Source organism: Veillonella dispar, assembly GCF_900637515.1.
Taxonomy (GTDB): Bacteria; Bacillota; Negativicutes; order Veillonellales; family Veillonellaceae; genus Veillonella; species Veillonella dispar.
The window spans coordinates 1,805,450-1,823,911 of record NZ_LR134375.1 but is presented as its reverse complement, the minus strand read 5'-3'; the positions used below and the strand labels follow the sequence as shown (position 1 = coordinate 1,823,911).

General features: G+C 41.2%; 23 protein-coding genes. 22 read left to right on the top strand and 1 reads right to left on the bottom strand.

The window, feature by feature from the left end:
- Nucleotides 1-65 precede the first annotated feature (65 nt).
- The gene (locus EL171_RS08640; RefSeq protein WP_005385270.1) at nucleotides 66-956 is read right to left on the bottom strand and encodes a PocR ligand-binding domain-containing protein; all 891 of its coding nucleotides are present in this window, start codon (nucleotides 954-956) and stop codon (nucleotides 66-68) included.
- A gap of 481 nt (nucleotides 957-1,437) precedes the next feature.
- Here EL171_RS08640 and pduB (EL171_RS08635) point away from each other — a divergent pair, with 481 nt between their 5' ends.
- From pduB (EL171_RS08635) to EL171_RS08530, 22 genes are all read left to right on the top strand, one after another.
- Complete coding sequence (gene pduB, locus EL171_RS08635) at nucleotides 1,438-2,139, top strand: propanediol utilization microcompartment protein PduB (RefSeq protein ID WP_038124004.1); 702 nt, start codon at nucleotides 1,438-1,440, stop codon at nucleotides 2,137-2,139.
- Nucleotides 2,140-2,160: 21 nt separating this feature from the next.
- Complete coding sequence (locus tag EL171_RS08630; RefSeq protein ID WP_005385273.1) at nucleotides 2,161-3,822, top strand: propanediol/glycerol family dehydratase large subunit; 1,662 nt, start codon at nucleotides 2,161-2,163, stop codon at nucleotides 3,820-3,822.
- Nucleotides 3,823-3,831: 9 nt separating this feature from the next.
- Nucleotides 3,832-4,530: a propanediol/glycerol family dehydratase medium subunit gene (locus EL171_RS08625; RefSeq protein WP_126413469.1), complete on the top strand. Its 699-nt coding sequence runs from the start codon at nucleotides 3,832-3,834 to the stop codon at nucleotides 4,528-4,530.
- Between the two features lie 11 nt (nucleotides 4,531-4,541).
- Nucleotides 4,542-5,078, top strand: a complete 537-nt coding sequence (locus EL171_RS08620; protein WP_005385275.1) for a diol dehydratase small subunit — start codon at nucleotides 4,542-4,544, stop codon at nucleotides 5,076-5,078.
- Between the two features lie 18 nt (nucleotides 5,079-5,096).
- Nucleotides 5,097-6,923, top strand: a complete 1,827-nt coding sequence (locus EL171_RS08615) for a diol dehydratase reactivase subunit alpha (RefSeq protein WP_005385277.1) — start codon at nucleotides 5,097-5,099, stop codon at nucleotides 6,921-6,923.
- Nucleotides 6,920-7,294, top strand: coding sequence for a glycerol dehydratase reactivase beta/small subunit family protein (locus EL171_RS08610; protein WP_005385280.1), 375 nt, complete (start codon nucleotides 6,920-6,922; stop codon nucleotides 7,292-7,294). The genes EL171_RS08615 and EL171_RS08610 overlap by 4 nt, the downstream gene beginning before the upstream one ends.
- Nucleotides 7,295-7,321: 27 nt before the next feature.
- Nucleotides 7,322-8,377 carry a cob(I)yrinic acid a,c-diamide adenosyltransferase gene (locus EL171_RS08605; protein WP_005385282.1) on the top strand — a complete coding sequence of 352 codons (1,056 nt, stop codon included), beginning with the start codon at nucleotides 7,322-7,324 and terminating at the stop codon, nucleotides 8,375-8,377.
- 10 nt (nucleotides 8,378-8,387) lie between these two features.
- Nucleotides 8,388-9,110 carry an MIP/aquaporin family protein gene (locus tag EL171_RS08600; RefSeq protein WP_005385283.1) on the top strand — a complete coding sequence of 241 codons (723 nt, stop codon included), beginning with the start codon at nucleotides 8,388-8,390 and terminating at the stop codon, nucleotides 9,108-9,110.
- An 84-nt stretch (nucleotides 9,111-9,194) separates the two neighbouring features.
- Nucleotides 9,195-9,557, top strand: a complete 363-nt coding sequence (gene eutS / locus EL171_RS08595; RefSeq protein WP_038117203.1) for an ethanolamine utilization microcompartment protein EutS — start codon at nucleotides 9,195-9,197, stop codon at nucleotides 9,555-9,557.
- A gap of 13 nt (nucleotides 9,558-9,570) precedes the next feature.
- The gene (locus tag EL171_RS08590) at nucleotides 9,571-10,011 is read left to right on the top strand and encodes a EutP/PduV family microcompartment system protein (protein ID WP_005385286.1); all 441 of its coding nucleotides are present in this window, start codon (nucleotides 9,571-9,573) and stop codon (nucleotides 10,009-10,011) included.
- A gap of 18 nt (nucleotides 10,012-10,029) precedes the next feature.
- Nucleotides 10,030-11,037, top strand: coding sequence for a nicotinate-nucleotide--dimethylbenzimidazole phosphoribosyltransferase (locus EL171_RS08585; protein ID WP_005385287.1), 1,008 nt, complete (start codon nucleotides 10,030-10,032; stop codon nucleotides 11,035-11,037).
- Nucleotides 11,038-11,081: 44 nt separating this feature from the next.
- Nucleotides 11,082-11,363 carry a propanediol utilization microcompartment protein PduA gene (gene pduA, locus EL171_RS08580; RefSeq protein WP_005385289.1) on the top strand — a complete coding sequence of 94 codons (282 nt, stop codon included), beginning with the start codon at nucleotides 11,082-11,084 and terminating at the stop codon, nucleotides 11,361-11,363.
- A 2-nt stretch (nucleotides 11,364-11,365) separates the two neighbouring features.
- Complete coding sequence (gene pduB, locus EL171_RS08575) at nucleotides 11,366-12,208, top strand: propanediol utilization microcompartment protein PduB (protein ID WP_005385290.1); 843 nt, start codon at nucleotides 11,366-11,368, stop codon at nucleotides 12,206-12,208.
- A gap of 85 nt (nucleotides 12,209-12,293) precedes the next feature.
- Entirely contained in the window at nucleotides 12,294-12,473 is a 180-nt protein-coding gene (locus EL171_RS08570) for a hypothetical protein (protein ID WP_005385291.1), read from the top strand.
- A 61-nt stretch (nucleotides 12,474-12,534) separates the two neighbouring features.
- On the top strand, nucleotides 12,535-13,068 hold the full coding sequence (locus tag EL171_RS10055; protein WP_005385293.1) for a BMC domain-containing protein: 534 nt from the start codon (nucleotides 12,535-12,537) through the stop codon (nucleotides 13,066-13,068).
- Between the two features lie 26 nt (nucleotides 13,069-13,094).
- Nucleotides 13,095-13,370, top strand: coding sequence for a propanediol utilization microcompartment protein PduA (gene pduA, locus EL171_RS08560; protein ID WP_005385294.1), 276 nt, complete (start codon nucleotides 13,095-13,097; stop codon nucleotides 13,368-13,370).
- Between the two features lie 6 nt (nucleotides 13,371-13,376).
- A complete protein-coding gene (pduL, locus tag EL171_RS08555; RefSeq protein WP_005385295.1) occupies nucleotides 13,377-13,997 on the top strand; it encodes a phosphate propanoyltransferase in 621 nt (206 codons plus the stop codon).
- 10 nt (nucleotides 13,998-14,007) lie between these two features.
- Nucleotides 14,008-14,847: an ethanolamine utilization protein EutJ gene (gene eutJ / locus EL171_RS08550; protein WP_232013619.1), complete on the top strand. Its 840-nt coding sequence runs from the start codon at nucleotides 14,008-14,010 to the stop codon at nucleotides 14,845-14,847.
- Nucleotide 14,848: 1 nt separating this feature from the next.
- On the top strand, nucleotides 14,849-15,340 hold the full coding sequence (gene pduM / locus EL171_RS08545; RefSeq protein WP_005385299.1) for a PduM family microcompartment protein: 492 nt from the start codon (nucleotides 14,849-14,851) through the stop codon (nucleotides 15,338-15,340).
- Complete coding sequence (locus tag EL171_RS08540; RefSeq protein WP_005385304.1) at nucleotides 15,327-15,593, top strand: EutN/CcmL family microcompartment protein; 267 nt, start codon at nucleotides 15,327-15,329, stop codon at nucleotides 15,591-15,593. The genes pduM and EL171_RS08540 overlap by 14 nt, the downstream gene beginning before the upstream one ends.
- Nucleotides 15,594-15,721: 128 nt before the next feature.
- The gene (locus EL171_RS08535) at nucleotides 15,722-17,155 is read left to right on the top strand and encodes an aldehyde dehydrogenase family protein (protein ID WP_232013616.1); all 1,434 of its coding nucleotides are present in this window, start codon (nucleotides 15,722-15,724) and stop codon (nucleotides 17,153-17,155) included.
- Nucleotides 17,156-17,166: 11 nt separating this feature from the next.
- Nucleotides 17,167-18,285 (top strand): 1-propanol dehydrogenase PduQ, encoded by a 1,119-nt coding sequence (locus tag EL171_RS08530; protein WP_005385307.1) that lies wholly within the window; start codon nucleotides 17,167-17,169, stop codon nucleotides 18,283-18,285.
- The last annotated feature ends 177 nt before the right edge of the window (nucleotides 18,286-18,462 follow it).

The following is an 18,462-nucleotide window of genomic DNA, read 5'->3' as shown; positions in this document are numbered from 1 at the left end:
TAATGAGACATAGTATAAGATTGGTAATTTAATCCTTATAAGAGGATTATTGCTAAGTTAGTATATTAAGCATCTATAGGTTTCGCATATTTTTTCCGATACGAATGTGGTGTTTCAGTGGTAGCCATTTTGAAAATTTTACAGAAATAGCTTGTTCTGTTATAGCCCAATGTTTTACTAATCTGATTAACCGTTAGTTGGGAATATACTAATAACTTTTTGGCTTCTTGTATACGCAATAGTGTTATATATTGCACTACTGAAAGTCCTGTATCATCTTTAAAAATTTTAGAGAAGTAGGACTCGCTTAAATGAATATGTTCCGAAATCCTCCTGAGCGACACGCGTTTGCTCAGGTTTTTTTCTATATATAACATAGCTTTTCGGATTTCTGGACGATTAATAGGGCGTTCCGATTCTACAAAGTCTGGCAATTGTTCATAAGGCATTTCTTCAGCTATGGCATCGTTAAATGGGAAGTAGTGTTCTACCAAAATCCGTAAAACCTTTGTAGCGCTGTAAATTTGTTCTGCAGTCAAAACAGGCAAGGTCCGATACAAGGCGCGAAGTTTAGTATCATCATGCCAATCGGTTTGGGTAGGTAAGATGGGCTTAATTGTCGTATCCTCTGTTTTCGTTTGCCCGGCCATGATAAAACCTAAGATGGCACCATCTTTCATGATGGGCACGGAGAAATCTATAAGGCCCATGTGACAGCGATATGGGCAGGAGGATAGTTCTTTTGTAGCATCTAGTCCACCATATAAGTCGCATTGATTGCAGCGTTTGGCGTAGCTTGGATTGCGCCTTACAACCTTACAAAATGGAGAAAAGTTATATTCTTGAGATAATACTTTTCCACGATTATTTACAAAAATGGCGGCGATTTTTGTTATGTTTGTGAAATCGCGCATGATTTCATTGATAAGCTTAGTATCTTCATTCGTACAAATCATGGTGAAACCTCCAATCACAAATGTGTTAAGAGGTCTAGTAAGCACACCGCTAAAATAGCTCTACTTGCTCTCTATCGAAAGGGGCGGCTCTAAACCTGTGAAAAGAGAAAAGTGACATACCACCTAAAATTCATATACCTATAAAATTACGTTATTTCTTGCTTTTACATGTATAAGTATAACAGAATTGTCGTATTTTAGTAATAGAAAAATCGCATTTTACGAATACACATAAAAAAGTTGTATTTAATAATTTTTATAATAAAGATAGATAAAAGCCTTATATTACTTATATTTAGAAAGGATTGAGTCCGATGGGTTGTGACTGAATAGCAAGGCATGCTCTATAGCAATATATGGTGTACAGAATGTAGTGTTGCATACATATGAATGGTTAAAGAAATGTTAAAAAATATAAAATGGTATATCGCAACATAGTTTTTTGTACATAGATACTTTCATTATACGTATGGAGGGTATTATGGCGACAACATGTGGATTAACTGAATTTGTAGGGACTAGTAAAACTGGTGATACTATAGGTCTCGTAATTGCTAACGTAGATCAACAAGTATTAGATGCGATGAAACTAAAGAAAAAATATCGTTCTATCGGTATTTTAGGTGCTCGTACTGGTGCAGGCCCACATATTATGGCTGCTGATGAAGCGGTAAAAGCAACCAATACTGAAATCGTTAGCATTGAATTACCTCGTGATACTAAAGGTGGCGCAGGCCATGGCTCGTTAATCATCTTTGGTGGTGATGATGTATCCGATGTAAAACGAGCTATTGAAGTAGCGTTAGCTGAAGTGGAACGCACCTTTGGCGATGTATATGCAAACGATGCTGGTCATATTGAACTTCAATATACAGCACGCGCTAGTCATGCAGTAAATGCAGCATTTGGGGCTCCTGAAGGTAAAGCATTTGGCCTTATCGTAGGTGCTCCCGCAGCTATTGGAGTAGTTATGGCTGATGTAGCTGTTAAATCTGCGAATGTTGATGTAATCGGTTATGCATCTCCGTCTGCAGGTACAAGTAATTCTAACGAAGTAATTTTACAGATTTCTGGCGATTCTGGGGCTGTACGACAAGCGGTTATCTCTGCTCGTGAAGTAGGTAAACAATTGCTCGGTACTATGGGTGACGAACCAGTGAACGGAGCCCCTTCCTATATCTAATCTGAAAGGATGGTATGCCCTATGAAATCAAAACGTTTCGAAGTCTTAAGTCAACGTCCTGTTAATCAGGATGGTTATGTAAAGGAATGGGTAGAGGAAGGTTTTATAGCCATGGAATCTCCTCAAGATCCAAAGCCTAGCCTCAAAATCGAAGGCGGTCGCATCGTTGAACTCGATGGTAAACGCCGTGAAGATTTTGATCTTATCGATACATTTATTGCGAACTACGGTATCGTTCTCGATGGTGCTCAACAAGCGATGGCAATGGACTCAAAAGAGATTGCTAATATGATGCTTACACCATCAGTGCCTCGTGAAGAAATCGTTAAGATTTGTAAATCTATTACCCCAGCGAAAATGCTGGAAGTTGTTTCTTGCATGAACGTTGTTGAAATGATGCAATGTATGCAAAAAATGCGTGCTCGTCGTACAATGGCTAACCAAGCCCATGTAACGAACGTAAACGACAACCCAGTACAAATCGCAGCGGATGCTGCAGAAGGTGCGCTTCGTGGGTTCGCAGAAGAAGAAACAACAGTTGCAGTTGCTCGTTATGCACCACTTAATGCGATCAGCTTACTTGTAGGTTCTCAATGTGGTCGACCAGGCGTATTGACTCAATGCTCCTTGGAAGAAGCAACAGAATTGGAACTTGGTATGCGTGGCTTCACAGCTTATGCAGAAACTATTTCTGTATATGGTACAGAAGATGTATTTACTGATGGTGATGATACACCTTGGTCTAAAGGCTTCCTCGCATCTGCTTATGCATCTCGTGGCCTTAAAATGCGCTTTACTTCTGGTACAGGTTCTGAAGTACAAATGGGCCAAGCAGAAGGTAAATCTATGTTGTACCTTGAAATCCGTTGCCTATACATCACAAAAGGCGCTGGCGTACAAGGTATCCAAAATGGTTCTGTAAGCTGTATCGGTATTCCAGCAGCCGTACCTTCTGGTATCCGTGCTGTATTAGCAGAAAACCTTGTAGCAGCTATGCTCGACCTTGAATGTGCATCTAGTAATGACCAAACATTCAGTCACTCCGACTTGCGTAGAACAGCTCGTACATTGATGCAATTTGCACCAGGCACTGACTTCATCTGCTCTGGTTATAGTTCTACACCAAACTATGACAACATGTTTGCTGGCTCCAACTGGGATGCAGAGGACTATGATGACTGGACAGTTATCCAACGTGACCTCAAGGTAAATGGCGGTCTTATCCCTGTTCGCGAAGAAGAAGTAGTAGCGGTTCGTAATAAAGCGGCTCGTGCACTACAAGCTTTGTTCAAAGCCTTAGGTTTGCCTCCGATTACAGATCAAGAGGTAGAGGCTGCTACCTATGCGAATGGCTCTAAAGACATGCCTCCTCGCGATAAGGTTGCAGATATTAAAGCGGCTCAAGACTTGTTAAACCGCGGTGTTACAGGCGTTGACTTTGTAAAAGGCTTAGCTAAAGAAGGTCATACTGATGTAGCACAAAGTATTTTGAATCTATTAAAACAAAAAATCTCCGGCGATTACTTACAAACATCGGCCATCTTTGACCGTGATTTCAATGTTATCTCCGCGATTAACAATAGAAATGACTATCAAGGTGCTGGCACAGGTTATCGTGTGGAAGGTGAAGATTGGGAACGCATTAAAAATATTCCAAACGCCATTGATCCACGGGATATATAAGGAGGTGTCATGATGGCTGAAATTAACAGAGATGTATTACGTTCTATTATCCTAGACGTTTTACAAGAAATGGGTGGTGTTCATGAGGCACCACAATTCAAGGCTAGTGTTGGTGAAAGCACAACATCAAGTGCGGCTCCTAGACATGAAGATCCAACTGGTGACGATAGCTGGCTCCAAACTGGGGGTCCTGCACAACCTGGTACAAGCGCAGATGAAGTAGTTATTGCTGTTGGCCCTGCCTTTGGTCGTAGTCAACGACAAACTATCGTTGGTGTACCGCATCAAGAAGTGATTCGCCAATTAGTAGCTGGTATCGAAGAAGAAGGTTTAAAAGCTCGTGTGATTCGCGTATATCGTTCCTCTGACGTAGCGGCCGTAGCTGTTGAAGGCGATTCTATTTCTGGATCTGGTGTATGTATCGGTATTCAATCTAAAGGTACTACTTTGATTCACCAACGCGATTTACAACCACTTTCAAATTTGGAATTATTCCCTCAAGCACCGCTATTAACAGCTGAAACATACCGTGCTATCGGTAAAAATGCTGCTAAATACGCTAAGGGCGAATCCCCAACACCAGTACCAACATTGAACGATCAAATGGCTCGTCCAAAATACCAAGCACTATCTGCATTGCTTCATATCAAGGAAACTAAGCATGTAGTAAAAGGTAAGCCAGCTGATGAAGTTCGTGTCACTGTATAAGGAGGTTTACTATGGCTAACGAATTAGAAGCCTTAATTCGGCAGATCGTATCTGAAATAGATGGGGCAAAGGGAAATACTACACAATACTCTGCGCCTCATACATCATCTACACCTAATACAGCAGTTGTAGATAGAGTGGTTACCATCGAAGATTATCCAATTTCTAAAAAACACCCAGAATGGATTAATCTTGGTCAAGGTCGAGACTTGAGCCACATTACGATGGATAACGTAATGGCCGGTCATATCACAATGGACGATTTAAAAATTTCTCCATCCATTTTGAAAGCTCAAGGTCAAATTGCTAAGGCTGGGGGCCGAGATCAAATTGAACTCAACTTCTCTCGTGCTGCAGAAATGACAAAGGTAAGTGATAAACGCTTACTTGAAATGTACAACGCACTTCGTCCATATCGTTCTTCCAAACAAGAATTATTAGATATTGCTAGCGAACTTGATGGTTTAGGGGCTCCGATTTGTGCAAACTTTGTACGAGAAGCTGCAGAAAACTACGAACGTCGTAAAAAACTCAAAGGTGATAATTAACCTATAGGAGATGTCATTATGAAACGAATTGTTGGCATCGATATTGGAAACTCTACAACAGAAGCGGCCTTGGCCGAAATTCATAGCAATGGAGAGGTAAAGTTCTTATCTTCTGCCATTGCTAGTACTACAGGTATTAAAGGAACACGCGAAAATATCGTAGGTCTCATGGATTCCCTCAAGTCGCTAATTAGATCTGCTAATCTTACACTACGGGACATTGACTTAGTTCGCATTAATGAGGCTACACCAGTTATCGGTGATGTGGCTATGGAAACGATTACAGAAACCATAATTACAGAATCCACCATGATCGGTCATAATCCTAAAACACCCGGTGGATTAGGTCTTGGCGTAGGCTATACGGTTCCCATTGAGGAACTGATTGATAAGCCACAAGGTCAGTCATACATTGTAGTAGCTCCAAAGATTATCGATTTTGAATTGGTAGCACAGCTTATTAATGCGTACTGTAAACGAGGTTATGATATTCGAGCTGCTATTCTTCAAGCCGATGACGGCGTGCTCGTCAACAACCGATTGGATCATAAAATTCCTATCGTAGATGAGGTTGCGTATATCGATAAAATTCCAATGGGTATGCTTTCTGCTGTAGAGGTTGTAGAACCGGGGCAAGTGGTATCACAATTATCAAATCCTTATGGGATTGCCACTGTATTTGAGCTTTCACCAGAGGAAACAAAGAATATTGTGCCTATCGCTAGAGCTCTTATCGGAAATCGCTCAGCTGTAGTCATCAAAACACCGGCAGGGGACGTTAAGGAGCGGGTAATACCGGCAGGCTCCATCATTGTTATGGGGAATGACCGAACTGTATCCGTTGATGTATCTGCTGGGGCAGAGCGGATTATGGAAACTCTCGAATCTGTTCATCCTATCGATGATATTAGTGGTGAAGCAGGTACGAACGTAGGTGGCATGCTTGAAAAGGTTCGCCTTACAATGGCTCAATTGACGAATAAATCACCTCAAGATGTATTCATCCAAGACTTGCTAGCCGTAGATGTATCTGTTCCTATCAATGTAAAGGGCGGCCTTGCAGGTGAGTTCTCTATGGAACAAGCTGTAGGCATTGCCTCCATGGTTAAGTCAGATCATTTACAAATGGAAATCATTGCAAAGCAGGTTGAAAAAGAGCTAGGCGTACCAGTTGAAATCGGTGGTGAAGAGGCTGAATCAGCTATCTTAGGCGCATTGACAACGCCGGGGACAGCAAAACCAATGGCTATACTCGATCTAGGGGCTGGTTCAACTGATGCATCCATCATTAACCAAGAAGGAAAAATTAAGGCCATTCATCTTGCTGGGGCAGGAAATATGGTAACTATGCTCATCAATTCTGAACTTGGTTTAGAGGATATGCATATTGCAGAAGCCATCAAACGAGATCCATTAGCTCAAGTACTCAGCGTATATCACATTCGTCACGAAGATGGAACGGTGCAGTTCTTTAATGAACCGCTTCCTGCAGCATTGTTTGGCCGCGTTGTTATCATTACTCCGGATGGGCTCGTTCCTGTAGAGCGAGATATCCCTCTAGAAACGATTAAGCGTGTCCGTCAAACCGCCAAGAAACGGGTATTTGTTACAAATTCACTCCGCGCTTTGGCATCTGTGAGTCCTACTCATAATGTGCGAGATATACCATTTGTAGTTATCGTAGGTGGTTCTGCATTAGACTTTGAAATTCCTCAACTCGTAACCGATGCACTTTCACAATATGCATTAGTAGCAGGGCGAGGCAATATTCGAGGCGTTGAAGGGGCACGAAATGCGGTAGCAACAGGATTGGTATTATCTTATGCACAGAAGGGAGGCCTATGATGGATCAAAGTATCGTCAGTAAGCCAACCATATTGCTCTATGCCACACAGCATATCAGTGCGGATATACTAAAACCCGTTCTATATGGCATTGAAGAGGAAGGTCTACCTGTTGTCATTGAGTTCCATAGTGGTACGCATACGACATTGGCTGACCTAGCATCTCGTAATTCGGCTTTATCTGTTGGGATAGGCGTTGATGATGAGACGATTGTGTTAACCTATAAAAATATACCGGCTCATCAATTTATTTATCGACTTACGGGCTATGCTCAATATCCAGATAGCTTACGCACCTTAGGTGTCAATGCAGCCCGCCTTGTAAAAGGTAATCCTTTCGTTTCTGATGAACGATTGGAAGTAGCTTTTTAAATCTAACTAACTTTAGAGGTGGTGCATATGGCTATTTATACGAAAACCGGTGATACAGGTACAACAGCCCTCTTTGATGGCACTAGAGTACCAAAAAATTCACTTCGTGTGGACACATATGGAACCTTTGATGAATTAAATGCACAGGTTAGTGTATGTGAGAAATTAGTCGTCTCACCAGACAATAAACATGTGCTTCACACATTACAACATCAGCTATTCCGCTTATGTGCGGAGGTAGCAACGCCTCATGTGGAAAATCTTAGTGAAAGTAGTAATCTAATTTCACAACAAGATATAAGCGAATTGGAACACATGATTGATGACTATACAAAGCGATTGCCACAGCAACATAGCTTTATATTAAGCGGAAATTATCTATCTGCTGCAGAGCTACACGTGGCGCGCACCATTTGTCGTCGCGGTGAACGATTGCTTATAAGCTTAGGTTCTGTAGAACCTATTCGCGATGAGGTTCGTAAATTTATTAATCGACTATCTGATGCTCTATATATCATGGCTCGCATGGAAGACTATGTACAATTTGTGGAAACAATTGTAGAACGCGTTTCAGAACGTGTAACAACTAGTCGTGAGGAAATACTAACAGGAAGCAATCAATGCGTAGGTAATATAGAGCAGACTGCTGAAAATGGAGTTAATGATATGACAACTGGATCAGAGTTAGAGCATATTATGACGAAGCTTTCACAAGCGGCAATGGACTACGCTCAGTCCATAGGCGTACCTATCGTTGTATCTATAGTAGATGCAAACGGTGTATTAATGTATTTCCAACGTATGTCAGATGCATTGCTCATCAGTAACGACATCGCACAGGCAAAGGCGTACACCGCAGTGGCGCTTAAATCAGCAACTCATGAAATACATTTAAACGCACAGCCTGATGGCGATCTATTCAACATAGAATCCATGGTAAACCGTAAAATTTGCACCTTTGGTGGAGGCTATCCAATCATCATGAATGGAAAGATAATTGGTGGACTCGGCATTAGCGGTGGTACCGTGGCACAGGATATGGACATTGCATCTCATGCATTACAATCTCTGTTAACTCAATGAGGTGAAAACAATGGACGTAACGCAAATGTATATTAGTGAGTTTGTTGGTACTGCCGTTTTAATTGCATTTGGTAATACTACCAATGCATCTATCTTGTTAAAGAAAACCATTGTTAGTATTTTTGGTACTAACTGGCTACACATTATCTTCGGATGGGCATTTGCCGTAGCCTTTGGTGTATATGTAGGGATTACACTTGGTGGCCCGGGTCATTTGAATCCAGCCGTTACTTTTGCCCTTGCCGTGGCAGGTATATTCCCTTGGGATCAAGTCATTCCAATGTCTATAGCGCAAATTGCAGGTGGTTTTACAGGCGCTGCCATTGCTGCACTGTTCTATTATCCACACTTTAAAGTAACAGGTCCTGACGAAGGGAACTGCGTAGGGATTTTTGCAACAGGTCCAGCAATCGATAATAAACCGTTCAATTTGATGTCCGAAATTATAGCTACGTTTATGTTTATGCTAGCTATTCTCTGCTTAGGTAAAATGGCTGATGGTTTAGCACCTATGGTCATCGGTATTTTGGTTGCATCTATTGGTATGTCCTTTGGTGCAACTACTGGATATGCGTTAAATCCAGCCCGTGACTTTGGTCCACGGTTAGCGTATTTCTTACTACCGATTCCTAATAAGGGAACTGCAAACTGGCAATATGCATGGGTACCATTTATTGGTCCGTTGATTGGGGCGGGCTTGGCCGTATTATTCTTCCAATTAGTGGCACCTTAACTCTAGCTAGAGTATATAAGACAAAACAAATTATAGTTTATCAGGATGGTTCAAAGAATTTATTTTGAATTAGGAGGAGATTATATGGCCTTTCAAGAGGTAATTGATGCAAAACAGCGCATCATACAAGAATTTGTACCCGGAAAGCAGGTTACGATAGCCCATGTTATTGCCAATCCTAAACCAGACCTATTTAGAAAAATGGGGCTCGAGGAAAAAGGTAGAAATGCCATTGGGATTCTTACCATAACACCTGGCGAAGGGACCATTATTGCAGCCGATATTGCAAGTAAATCTGGTGATATCGAAATCGGTTTCATCGATAGATTTTCGGGGGCACTTCTCATAACTGGTGATGTATCTGCTGTTGAATCTGCTTTGCGTAGCGTAATTGAAGGACTGCAACGCATATTAGGATTCTTCCCAACGGATTTAACAAGATCCTAATGAAAGGGCAATTATGAGCACCGAAAAGAAAGAAAAACGCATCCTTCTAGTAGGTCGTAGCGGTTGTGGTAAAACTACATTAGCAGATACGATTACTCATGGCTCGGCTACGTATCATAAGACACAAGCCATAACGCGGGTGGGAAACTTCATCGATACCCCTGGGGAATATATGGAAAATCCTAATTACTATCGAGGCATTATCTTGCACGCCTATGATGCGGACTTAGTGATTTTTATGATTCCTGCAGGTGATGAAACAACCATATTTCCACCAAGCTTTGGGAACTCCCTCAATCGCGAAGTTATAGGCGTTGTGTCAAAGGTAGATACGGGCAAAGATGTTGAGGCACCTAGGCGCAATCTCAAACTAGCGGGAGCCACTAAGATTTTTGAAATATCAGTTCACGACGAAGAGTCGTTAAAACAATTATGTAACTACATATATAGTTAGTTGAAAGAAGGTTTTTCCATGGACAAAGTTTTTGAAGAACAACTTAATCAATTTATTTTAAATAAGGCGATCATTCCAAAAAGCTTGGGTCTATGGGAACGATATTTCAAAAAAATGTGTCTTGCTTGGCAGGATATGGCACCTGAGATTCATGCTCAGCATATTATCTTTTCTGCAGATAATGGTATCTCCGTAGATGGTCTAATTGGTTATAACTATGAGATTACTCGTAAACAGTCTCAAAATATGATTGATGGTAAAAGTGCAGTTGCTAATTACTGTATCTTTAACCATATCCCTTACGAAGTGGTAGATGTAGGCATTGCTTGTCCACAAGGTATTGGGGTGAATCGAAAGGTTGCTCAAGGCACAAAGAATATATTAGACGGTGCTGCTATGAGCGCTGAAGAATTTGACCTAGCGTACCAAGCGGGATATAACCGCGTTGTCTACTACGCAGAATCGGGTATCAATTTATTTTCCTTTGGTGAAATGGGTGTTGGTAATACCACAACTTCAGCAGCTGTCTTGAGTGGTCTTACAAAACTAGACCCACGGATAACCGTAGGTCCTGGATCTGGTCCTGATGAAGAGGCGTACATGAATCAAAAACGAGAATTTGTACGTACTGCACTATCTCATCATAAGGGGCACTTAAATAGTCCAAAAGAGGTAATCAGCCGTGTAGGTGGCTTTGATATAGCCGCTATTACCGGTGCTATGGTTGCTTGTACGGACTTACATATTCCATTTGTTATCGATGGATATATTACAGCTGTTGCCATGGCTTGTGCTACGCAAATGAATGGAGATGCTCCATTATACGGTATTCCATCTCATTATTCTCGTGAGGTAGGGATGGCCGCAGCATTGGCTTATGCAAATATTCGTCTTGATGAAGTTCCAATCCATGGGCAAATGGCATTAGGTGAAGGAACTGGTGCAGTATTAATGGTACAACTACTTAAAACAGCACACTTTGCCTTTATGAATATAGGCACTATGGTGGAACTATTAGAAAAATAAATTTGTAATCTTTGCTCTATGTTTTGTAAAAGGAGAGAAAACAGATGACACAAGAAGCATTAGGTATGGTGGAAACTAAGGGCCTAGTAGGCGCTATTGAAGCAGCAGATGCAATGCTTAAAGCAGCTAATGTAGAACTCGTAGGGAATGAAAAAATTGGCTCTGGTCTCGTTACTGTTATGGTTCGCGGTGATGTAGGTGCTGTAAAAGCTGCTGTAGACGCAGGTGCAGCCGCTGCAGAACGCGTAGGCATTGTTATCTCTACTCATGTAATTCCAAGACCACATAAAGATGTAGAAGGTATTTTACCAACAAAGGGTGAATAATTATGGCCGATACTAAAAGTATGGTAGATGAGATTTTAAAGCGTGTATTGATGCGTATCGATGGTGCTGATTTAAGCAAAATTACAGGCGCAACAGGTAATGCATCATGTGCTTCGTCACCTGTAAGTTCACCTACTACAAATCAACTACAAACTTCAATGATTACTGAACATGTAGGCAGTACTACAACAGGCGATACAATTGGCCTTGTAATTGCCAATGTAGACAGTCAAGTATTGGAAGCTATGAAGCTCACTAAGTCATATCGATCTATCGGTATCTTAGGCTCACGTACAGGTGCAGGGCCGCAAATCATGGCCGCTGATGAAGCTGTAAAAGCAACGAATACTGAGATTGTTAGCATTGAACTTGCCCGTGATATGAAAGGTGGCGCCGGTGCTGGTTCCCTTATCATATTTGGTGGCGATGACGTATCTGATGTAAGACGTTCTGTAGAGGTAGCATTGCGTGAATTAGAACGAACCTTCGGCGAAGTATATATGAATGACGCAGGCCATGTGGAGGTTCAATATACAGCTCGTGCTGGAGAAGCATTGGTGACTGCCTTTGGGACACCAGAAGGTAAAGCCTTTGGGTTAATCGTTGGGGCCCCAGCAGCAATAGGTGTAGTTATGGCAGATATAGCAGTTAAATCAGCTAATGTAGATGTGGTAGGTTACCGCTCTCCATCAAGTTCCGCTATGAGTAATGAAGTTATTTTACAAATTAGTGGTGACTCTGGCGCTGTTAAACAAGCTGTAAAAGTAGCACGTGATGTGGGGTTAGCGTTACTAGAAACTATGGGAGAAGAACCTAAGAATAAAGGTAATGCTTATATTATCTAATAAATGTTGTTTCAAAGAGACATTCATTACATATCATTACGTCGCTATAGATGATACTTTCACAATGTGAATAGGAGGATTCATAATGGCAGAACTAAATGAACAAATGTTACGGGCTATCATTATGGACATAATAGATGAAGTAGGTATGCTCAAGGATGAACCTGTGCAGGAGAAATCGAAAGAAGAACCTAAAACAGAGATTCAAGAACCAGAGTTAAAAGATTTGATTCGTCAAATGTTAGTAGATATGCAACGTAGCTAATGTCATAGGAATGCATGAATCCTACGTGCGAATCATCAAAAAATAGACGTCGGGAGGTGGCATGGTGAAAGATTCACTCGGGTTACTAGAAGTAGCTGGTTTGTTGGGGGCTATCACCGCATCAGATGCAATGGTTAAAGCTGCAAATGTACGGCTCATAGGAATAGAAAAGGCGAGAGGCCTTGGATGGATGACCGTAAAGGTTGCTGGTGATGTAGCTGCTGTTGAAGCAGCCGTTCAAACTGGTGTAGCTCTTACAAAAGGCATGAACCTTTATATAGCGCATAAAGTAATTCCTCGACCTGTAGAAGGCTTAGTAGAATCCTTTAATGATGATTTTACAGATAAGCCAGATAAGGTAGCTGATGATATACAGTTAACTGAGGCAAGTACTGGTATTCAAGAAACTGATAGCATTGTAGAAGATGAACCAGTCAAAGCTGAAGTTACAACTTCTAAAACAGAGAAACCCAAATTAGATGAAAAGGTTGTTGCGGCGTTAGATGAAATCGTATCTACGATCATAGAACCAAAAAGTTCTAAATCAACAGGTACAAAGAAACCAACACCAAAGAAAAACCCTAAAAAGAAATAAAGTTGTAAGCAATAAAGGAGATTATCATGAATAACGCATTAGGCATGGTAGAAACAAAAGGTTTAGTAGGCGCAATTGAAGCGGCTGACGCAATGGTGAAAGCAGCTAACGTTACATTAGAAGGTACTGAAAAAATTGGTTCCGGTCTTGTAACTGTAATGGTTCGTGGTGATGTAGGTGCTGTAAAAGCGGCTGTTGATGCAGGTTGTGCTGCAGCACAAAAAGTAGGAGAAGTAGTATCTACTCATGTAATTCCACGCCCTCATAGCGATGTAGAATTAATTTTACCTAAGAAAGGATAATAGCTTATGGATCGGGAACAGATTCGTACTATTGTACGAGAAGTGATCGAAGCCATGTTCGAATCGTCCATTCCCGTAGGTGTGAGCAATAGACATGTTCATCTATGTCAGGAGGACTGGGATATATTATTCCCTAATCAGGCTATTACTAAGAAAAGTGATTTGAAGCAAACTGGAGAGTTTGCTTCAGAACAAACAGTTACTTTAGTGGGGCCTAAAGGGGTCATTCAAAATGTCCGTGTTTTAGGTCCTCTTAGAAAACAGTCACAAGTGGAGGTATCTTTGACCGATGCACGTACATTGGGTATAAAACCTCCTATTGTACTATCTGGTCATTTAGAAACAGCCGTAGAGATTACTCTATGTACTGAAAATGGGGAAATTACAAAACCTATTTGCATCGTTGCAAAACGACATATTCATATGTCGCCTGATGATGCAAAACGGCTTAATGTAAACGATGGCGACAGCGTAAATGTTGAACTTCAAACGCCAGAACGTACCACTGTATTTGGTGATGTCATCGTTCGAGCCGTACCGGGATTTATTCTAGAACTCCATATTGATACAGATGAGGCAAATGCTGCCAATGTACAAGGTACAGTAATGGCGAGAATTGTACAGTAAAGTAGGTGATATGATGAAAGGTTTGAAAAAGGCAAATAATACCTTGCAAGAGTTCTCTGATCTTGTAGAGTCTAAACAAGTGAGCTCTCATAATCAAAAGAATTTGCGCGTAGGCATTGACCTTGGTACATCATCTATTGTCCTATCCGTAGTAAACGATAAAGGTAAACCTATATATGGTGCCTTTGAATACAACGAATCTATTCGAGATGGCCTTGTAGTTGACTATGTGGGAGCTGTTACGATTACGCGAGCGCTAAAGGCTCAGGCGGAAGCAGCCTTAGGCACAGAACTTGTATATGCTGCAGCAGCTATTCCACCTGGAACGATAGGCAAGAATAAAGATGTAGTAGGTCATGTTCTTGAAAGTGCCGGTTTTGAAGTAACCTGTATTTTAGACGAGCCTACCGCTGCTGCTAATGTGCTAGGCATCACCGATGGAGCTGTTATTGACGTCGGTGGTGGTACTACGGGCATAAGCATTTTAAAAGATGGCCAAGTTGTATATACCGTAGATGAGCCTACAGGAGGTACCCATATGAACCTCGTAATTAGCGGGGCCTATGGGATTTCCATCCCTGAAGCGGAGGCTTATAAGCGCAATGAAGCAAATAAACGCGATGTATATGCAACCATACGGCCTGTTGTTGAAAAAATGGCAGCTATTTCTAAGCGTGCGTTGCAAGAGGGTGGCTATGAAAAGGGGACTCCTATTGTTGTTGTAGGTGGTGCTTCTAATTTTGAGGAATTCACAAAAACTTTCAGTCAATATATAGGATTGCCCGTAGATAAGCCATTATATCCAGAATTTGTAACGCCCTTAGGGATTGCCATGGGAAGTGAGCATTAATATGGATGCATTAGTTAAACTGGTGCTAGAACGCCTAGAAAAGCGTATGACATCCACTGCTACGTTTATGGTCACAGAGTGCAATAGCTATGATGAACATATATTGTTGCAGAATCAACTCATTTCTTTCAGTGGTATAGATTATGGTCATATACGAGAGTTAATGGGCGATACATTGGTGCCTTGGGTTACTTATTTGCATCGTGCATTAGCCTATGACTGTGAGGTGACAATACGCCTAGCAGTTCCTGTAACCTCGTTGATGAATCCATCAGTCATTCTAGATTGGCCTATCAAATTTTTAGATAAATTTGGTCGTCCTATATATGCTAGTCATCAAGCTTGGATAACGGCCTCTTTTGTTAGATCTTGTGAAAGTCAGTCTATTATCGTCATATATAGGGGACAACGGTTCACCATGGCTGCTCGAGATGAAATCGAGCGCTTAGGTATCACAATAATTGAAGGGAACGAGAAGTATGCAAGTCGGTAAAGTTGTGGGTAGTATCGTATCTACTCAAAAGCATGAATCTCTAAAGGGAATGAAACTGATGATGGTGGACATTCTCGACGGAGAACAAGAGTTGACGGGGCGCATAGAAATCGCCGTCGATACAGTATGTGCTGGTGAAGGTGAATATGTGCTTCTAACTCGAGGCTCATCGGCACGGCATATTTTCGAAGATGATAGAGGCACCGCAGTAGATTGTGCTATTGTGGGTATTATTGATAGTTTTGAAAAATAATTGTATAGGAAATAGCTGGTGCCAGAGTTAAACCTAGTTATTGTGTCACATCATGAATGTATCCTTGATTGTGTACACCGTTAGTTGACATGGTCATTGCATCAGCAATGCAACCTATATGGAGGTTCATGATGGAAAACAATACACAGTTGAAAGAAATGATCCGCTCCATGGTTATAGATGTATTACAGGGGCAAAATCAAGAATCTGCCTCATCACAACCTATTAAACAAGCGCCTAGAGATCAAGTTGAGCCAGGTGTATTTGATACGGTTGATGACGCAATTCAAGCAGCAAAAGCAGCGCAAGCGCGCTTTGAAGATTGCACCTTGGCAACCCGTGAAAAGGTAATAGCAGACATCCGTGCTGCTATGCGTCCACGAGTACAAGAGTTGGCTCAAAAAACCGTTGAAGAAACGGGGATGGGGCGCGTTGCAGATAAAGTACTGAAATTAAACCTTACACTTGATAAAACACCGGGCGTAGAAGATCTCGTTACAGAGTGTGAAACTGGTGATAATGGCATGACATTATACGAATTATCTGCTTACGGTGTCATCGGTGCTATTACACCAAGTACAAATCCAGCGGAAACATTAATATGTAATACTATCGGCATGTTAGCAGCGGGGAATGCAGTATTCTTTAGCGTTCATCCTGGTGCTAAGCATCTTAGTCGATTGTTAGTTAGTGAACTTAATCAAATCATCGCTAAATCAATTGGCATTGAAAATCTTATTGTTACACTTCGGGAGCCATCTATTGAGTCCGCTCAAGAGATGATGTTGCACCCCGATGTGAGTCTATTAGTTGTTACTGGTGGCCCTGGGGTTGTAAAACAAGCACTTCAAAGTGGTAAAAAGGTTATCGGTGCCGGTGCTGGTAATCCACCAGCCTTTGTAGATGAAACAGCAGATATTAAAAAGGCAGCTCAAGATATTGTTCTCGGTGCAAGCCTCGATAATAATATTCTATGTATCGCTGAAAAGAGCGTCGTTGCTATGCGCCAAATTGAGCCACAACTAGTTCAAGAAATGGTGAAAGCAGGATGCGTCCTCATTGAAAATCAACAAGATATTCAACGCTTAGTGGATTTAACTGTATTACCAAATGGGACACCAAACAAAAAGTTCGTCGGTAAGAATGCAAGCGTCATTCTTGATGCGGCACATATTCCGTATAACGGTGATCCACGATTGATTATCATGCGTACACCAAAAGACCATCCATTTGCAGTGATTGAAATGTTAATGCCTATTCTACCGGTTGTGACGGTAGATAGCTTTGATGAAGGTCTCGATGTATGCTTGATGTTAGAAGCGGGCTTACATCATACGGCAACAATGCATTCCTTAAATATGGAACGTCTCAATCGTATGGCTCGTAAAATGAAAACATCTATTTTTGTTAAAAATGGTCCATCCTATGCAGGGCTTGGTTTTAGTGGTGAAGGTACGACAACCTTTACAATTGCTACACCAACTGGGGAATCGACTACATCAGCGCGCTGCTTTGCACGACGTCGTAGATGTTGTTTAACAACAGGATTTAATATTCGATAGGTGGTGAGCATATGAATAAATGGACTTTTCCAACTCAAATTTATGCAGGACCAGATTCGTTGAATCGTCTTACAGAATTTAATAATGAATCCATCCTTATCATATGTGATCCATTTTTAAAAGATTCTCCAAGCCTTACCTATGTGATTGGCTTAATGGACAGTAAAAATAAAGTAACTATCTACACTGATGTGGTACCTGATCCGCCCATAACGCATGTAGTAAAGGGCATTGAATTTATGGAAGGCATTAAGCCATCCGTTATCATAGCCATAGGTGGTGGCTCTTGCATTGATATGAGTAAAGGGATTGCTTATTTTGGTCGTAAATTAAAGCATATGGATATCAAATCCTTTATTGCCGTGCCTACTACTAGTGGCACAGGATCTGAAGTGACCTCTTTTGCTGTTCTTACAGATAGCGAAACACAAATTAAGTATCCTCTTGTGGATGATGCGGTATTACCTGATGAAGCTTTATTAACGCCATTGTTTGTAAAAACATCTCCACCAAGTGTTACTGCTTTTAGTGGTATGGATGTACTCGTTCATGCTCTAGAAGCTTATGTAGCGACTGCTGCTAATAACTTTACCGATGCATTGGCACAACAGGCGATTGAGCTTGTCTTTGAATATTTGCCAAAATGTCATAAACCAACAGCTACAGAGCATGACCGCATGTCTATGCACGAAGCATCATGCCTTGCAGGGCTTTCCTTTAACAAGGCTGGCGTAGGTATCGTTCATGCTATGGCTCATCAGCTGGGAGGACAATTCCATGTGCCTCATGGTCTAGCTAATAGTATGCTCTTGCCGTATGTAATTGGATTTAATTGCTCCCACAATCCGGCGGTAGCTAAAAAATATGCTCATTTATCTGCTAAATTAGGCTTTGCAGGTCATAATGCATCAGAGGTGGATAAATTAGCTGCTCTTATAGAAGCTATCGTTACATTGCAACATACATTAGACTGTCCAATGAATCTGACAGCCTTTGGTGTAGATAAAGCTGTATCGGAAACTAAGCTCGACCTTATGGCAGATAGAGCACTAGAGGATATGTGTTACAGATTTAATCCATATCCAGCTAACCATGATGATCTTATTGGTTTATATAAAAAAGTATTGTAATTTATATAGACTGAATACTATATAGATTGAATACTAAAACTAGAAATATAAGACTGAAAAAAGAGACTTTAATGATTTCATTGAAGCCTCTTTTTTTATTTGTATAGGAATAGATAGTATTACTGAGGTTATGTGCTATTAGATACACCTTTTTTCATCTTAGAATGATATAATAAT

Bases quoted from the DNA above. Each gene is read 5' to 3' on its own strand.
- EL171_RS08640 (WP_005385270.1), bottom strand. From the start codon at position 956: ATGATTTGTACGAATGAAGATACTAAGCTTATCAATGAAATCATGCGC.
- pduB (WP_038124004.1), top strand. From the start codon at position 1,438: ATGGCGACAACATGTGGATTAACTGAATTTGTAGGGACTAGTAAAACT.
- EL171_RS08630 (WP_005385273.1), top strand. From the start codon at position 2,161: ATGAAATCAAAACGTTTCGAAGTCTTAAGTCAACGTCCTGTTAATCAG.
- EL171_RS08625 (WP_126413469.1), top strand. From the start codon at position 3,832: ATGATGGCTGAAATTAACAGAGATGTATTACGTTCTATTATCCTAGAC.
- EL171_RS08620 (WP_005385275.1), top strand. From the start codon at position 4,542: ATGGCTAACGAATTAGAAGCCTTAATTCGGCAGATCGTATCTGAAATA.
- EL171_RS08615 (WP_005385277.1), top strand. From the start codon at position 5,097: ATGAAACGAATTGTTGGCATCGATATTGGAAACTCTACAACAGAAGCG.
- EL171_RS08610 (WP_005385280.1), top strand. From the start codon at position 6,920: ATGATGGATCAAAGTATCGTCAGTAAGCCAACCATATTGCTCTATGCC.
- EL171_RS08605 (WP_005385282.1), top strand. From the start codon at position 7,322: ATGGCTATTTATACGAAAACCGGTGATACAGGTACAACAGCCCTCTTT.
- EL171_RS08600 (WP_005385283.1), top strand. From the start codon at position 8,388: ATGGACGTAACGCAAATGTATATTAGTGAGTTTGTTGGTACTGCCGTT.
- eutS (WP_038117203.1), top strand. From the start codon at position 9,195: ATGGCCTTTCAAGAGGTAATTGATGCAAAACAGCGCATCATACAAGAA.
- EL171_RS08590 (WP_005385286.1), top strand. From the start codon at position 9,571: ATGAGCACCGAAAAGAAAGAAAAACGCATCCTTCTAGTAGGTCGTAGC.
- EL171_RS08585 (WP_005385287.1), top strand. From the start codon at position 10,030: ATGGACAAAGTTTTTGAAGAACAACTTAATCAATTTATTTTAAATAAG.
- pduA (WP_005385289.1), top strand. From the start codon at position 11,082: ATGACACAAGAAGCATTAGGTATGGTGGAAACTAAGGGCCTAGTAGGC.
- pduB (WP_005385290.1), top strand. From the start codon at position 11,366: ATGGCCGATACTAAAAGTATGGTAGATGAGATTTTAAAGCGTGTATTG.
- EL171_RS08570 (WP_005385291.1), top strand. From the start codon at position 12,294: ATGGCAGAACTAAATGAACAAATGTTACGGGCTATCATTATGGACATA.
- EL171_RS10055 (WP_005385293.1), top strand. From the start codon at position 12,535: ATGGTGAAAGATTCACTCGGGTTACTAGAAGTAGCTGGTTTGTTGGGG.
- pduA (WP_005385294.1), top strand. From the start codon at position 13,095: ATGAATAACGCATTAGGCATGGTAGAAACAAAAGGTTTAGTAGGCGCA.
- pduL (WP_005385295.1), top strand. From the start codon at position 13,377: ATGGATCGGGAACAGATTCGTACTATTGTACGAGAAGTGATCGAAGCC.
- eutJ (WP_232013619.1), top strand. From the start codon at position 14,008: ATGATGAAAGGTTTGAAAAAGGCAAATAATACCTTGCAAGAGTTCTCT.
- pduM (WP_005385299.1), top strand. From the start codon at position 14,849: ATGGATGCATTAGTTAAACTGGTGCTAGAACGCCTAGAAAAGCGTATG.
- EL171_RS08540 (WP_005385304.1), top strand. From the start codon at position 15,327: ATGCAAGTCGGTAAAGTTGTGGGTAGTATCGTATCTACTCAAAAGCAT.
- EL171_RS08535 (WP_232013616.1), top strand. From the start codon at position 15,722: ATGATGGAAAACAATACACAGTTGAAAGAAATGATCCGCTCCATGGTT.
- EL171_RS08530 (WP_005385307.1), top strand. From the start codon at position 17,167: ATGAATAAATGGACTTTTCCAACTCAAATTTATGCAGGACCAGATTCG.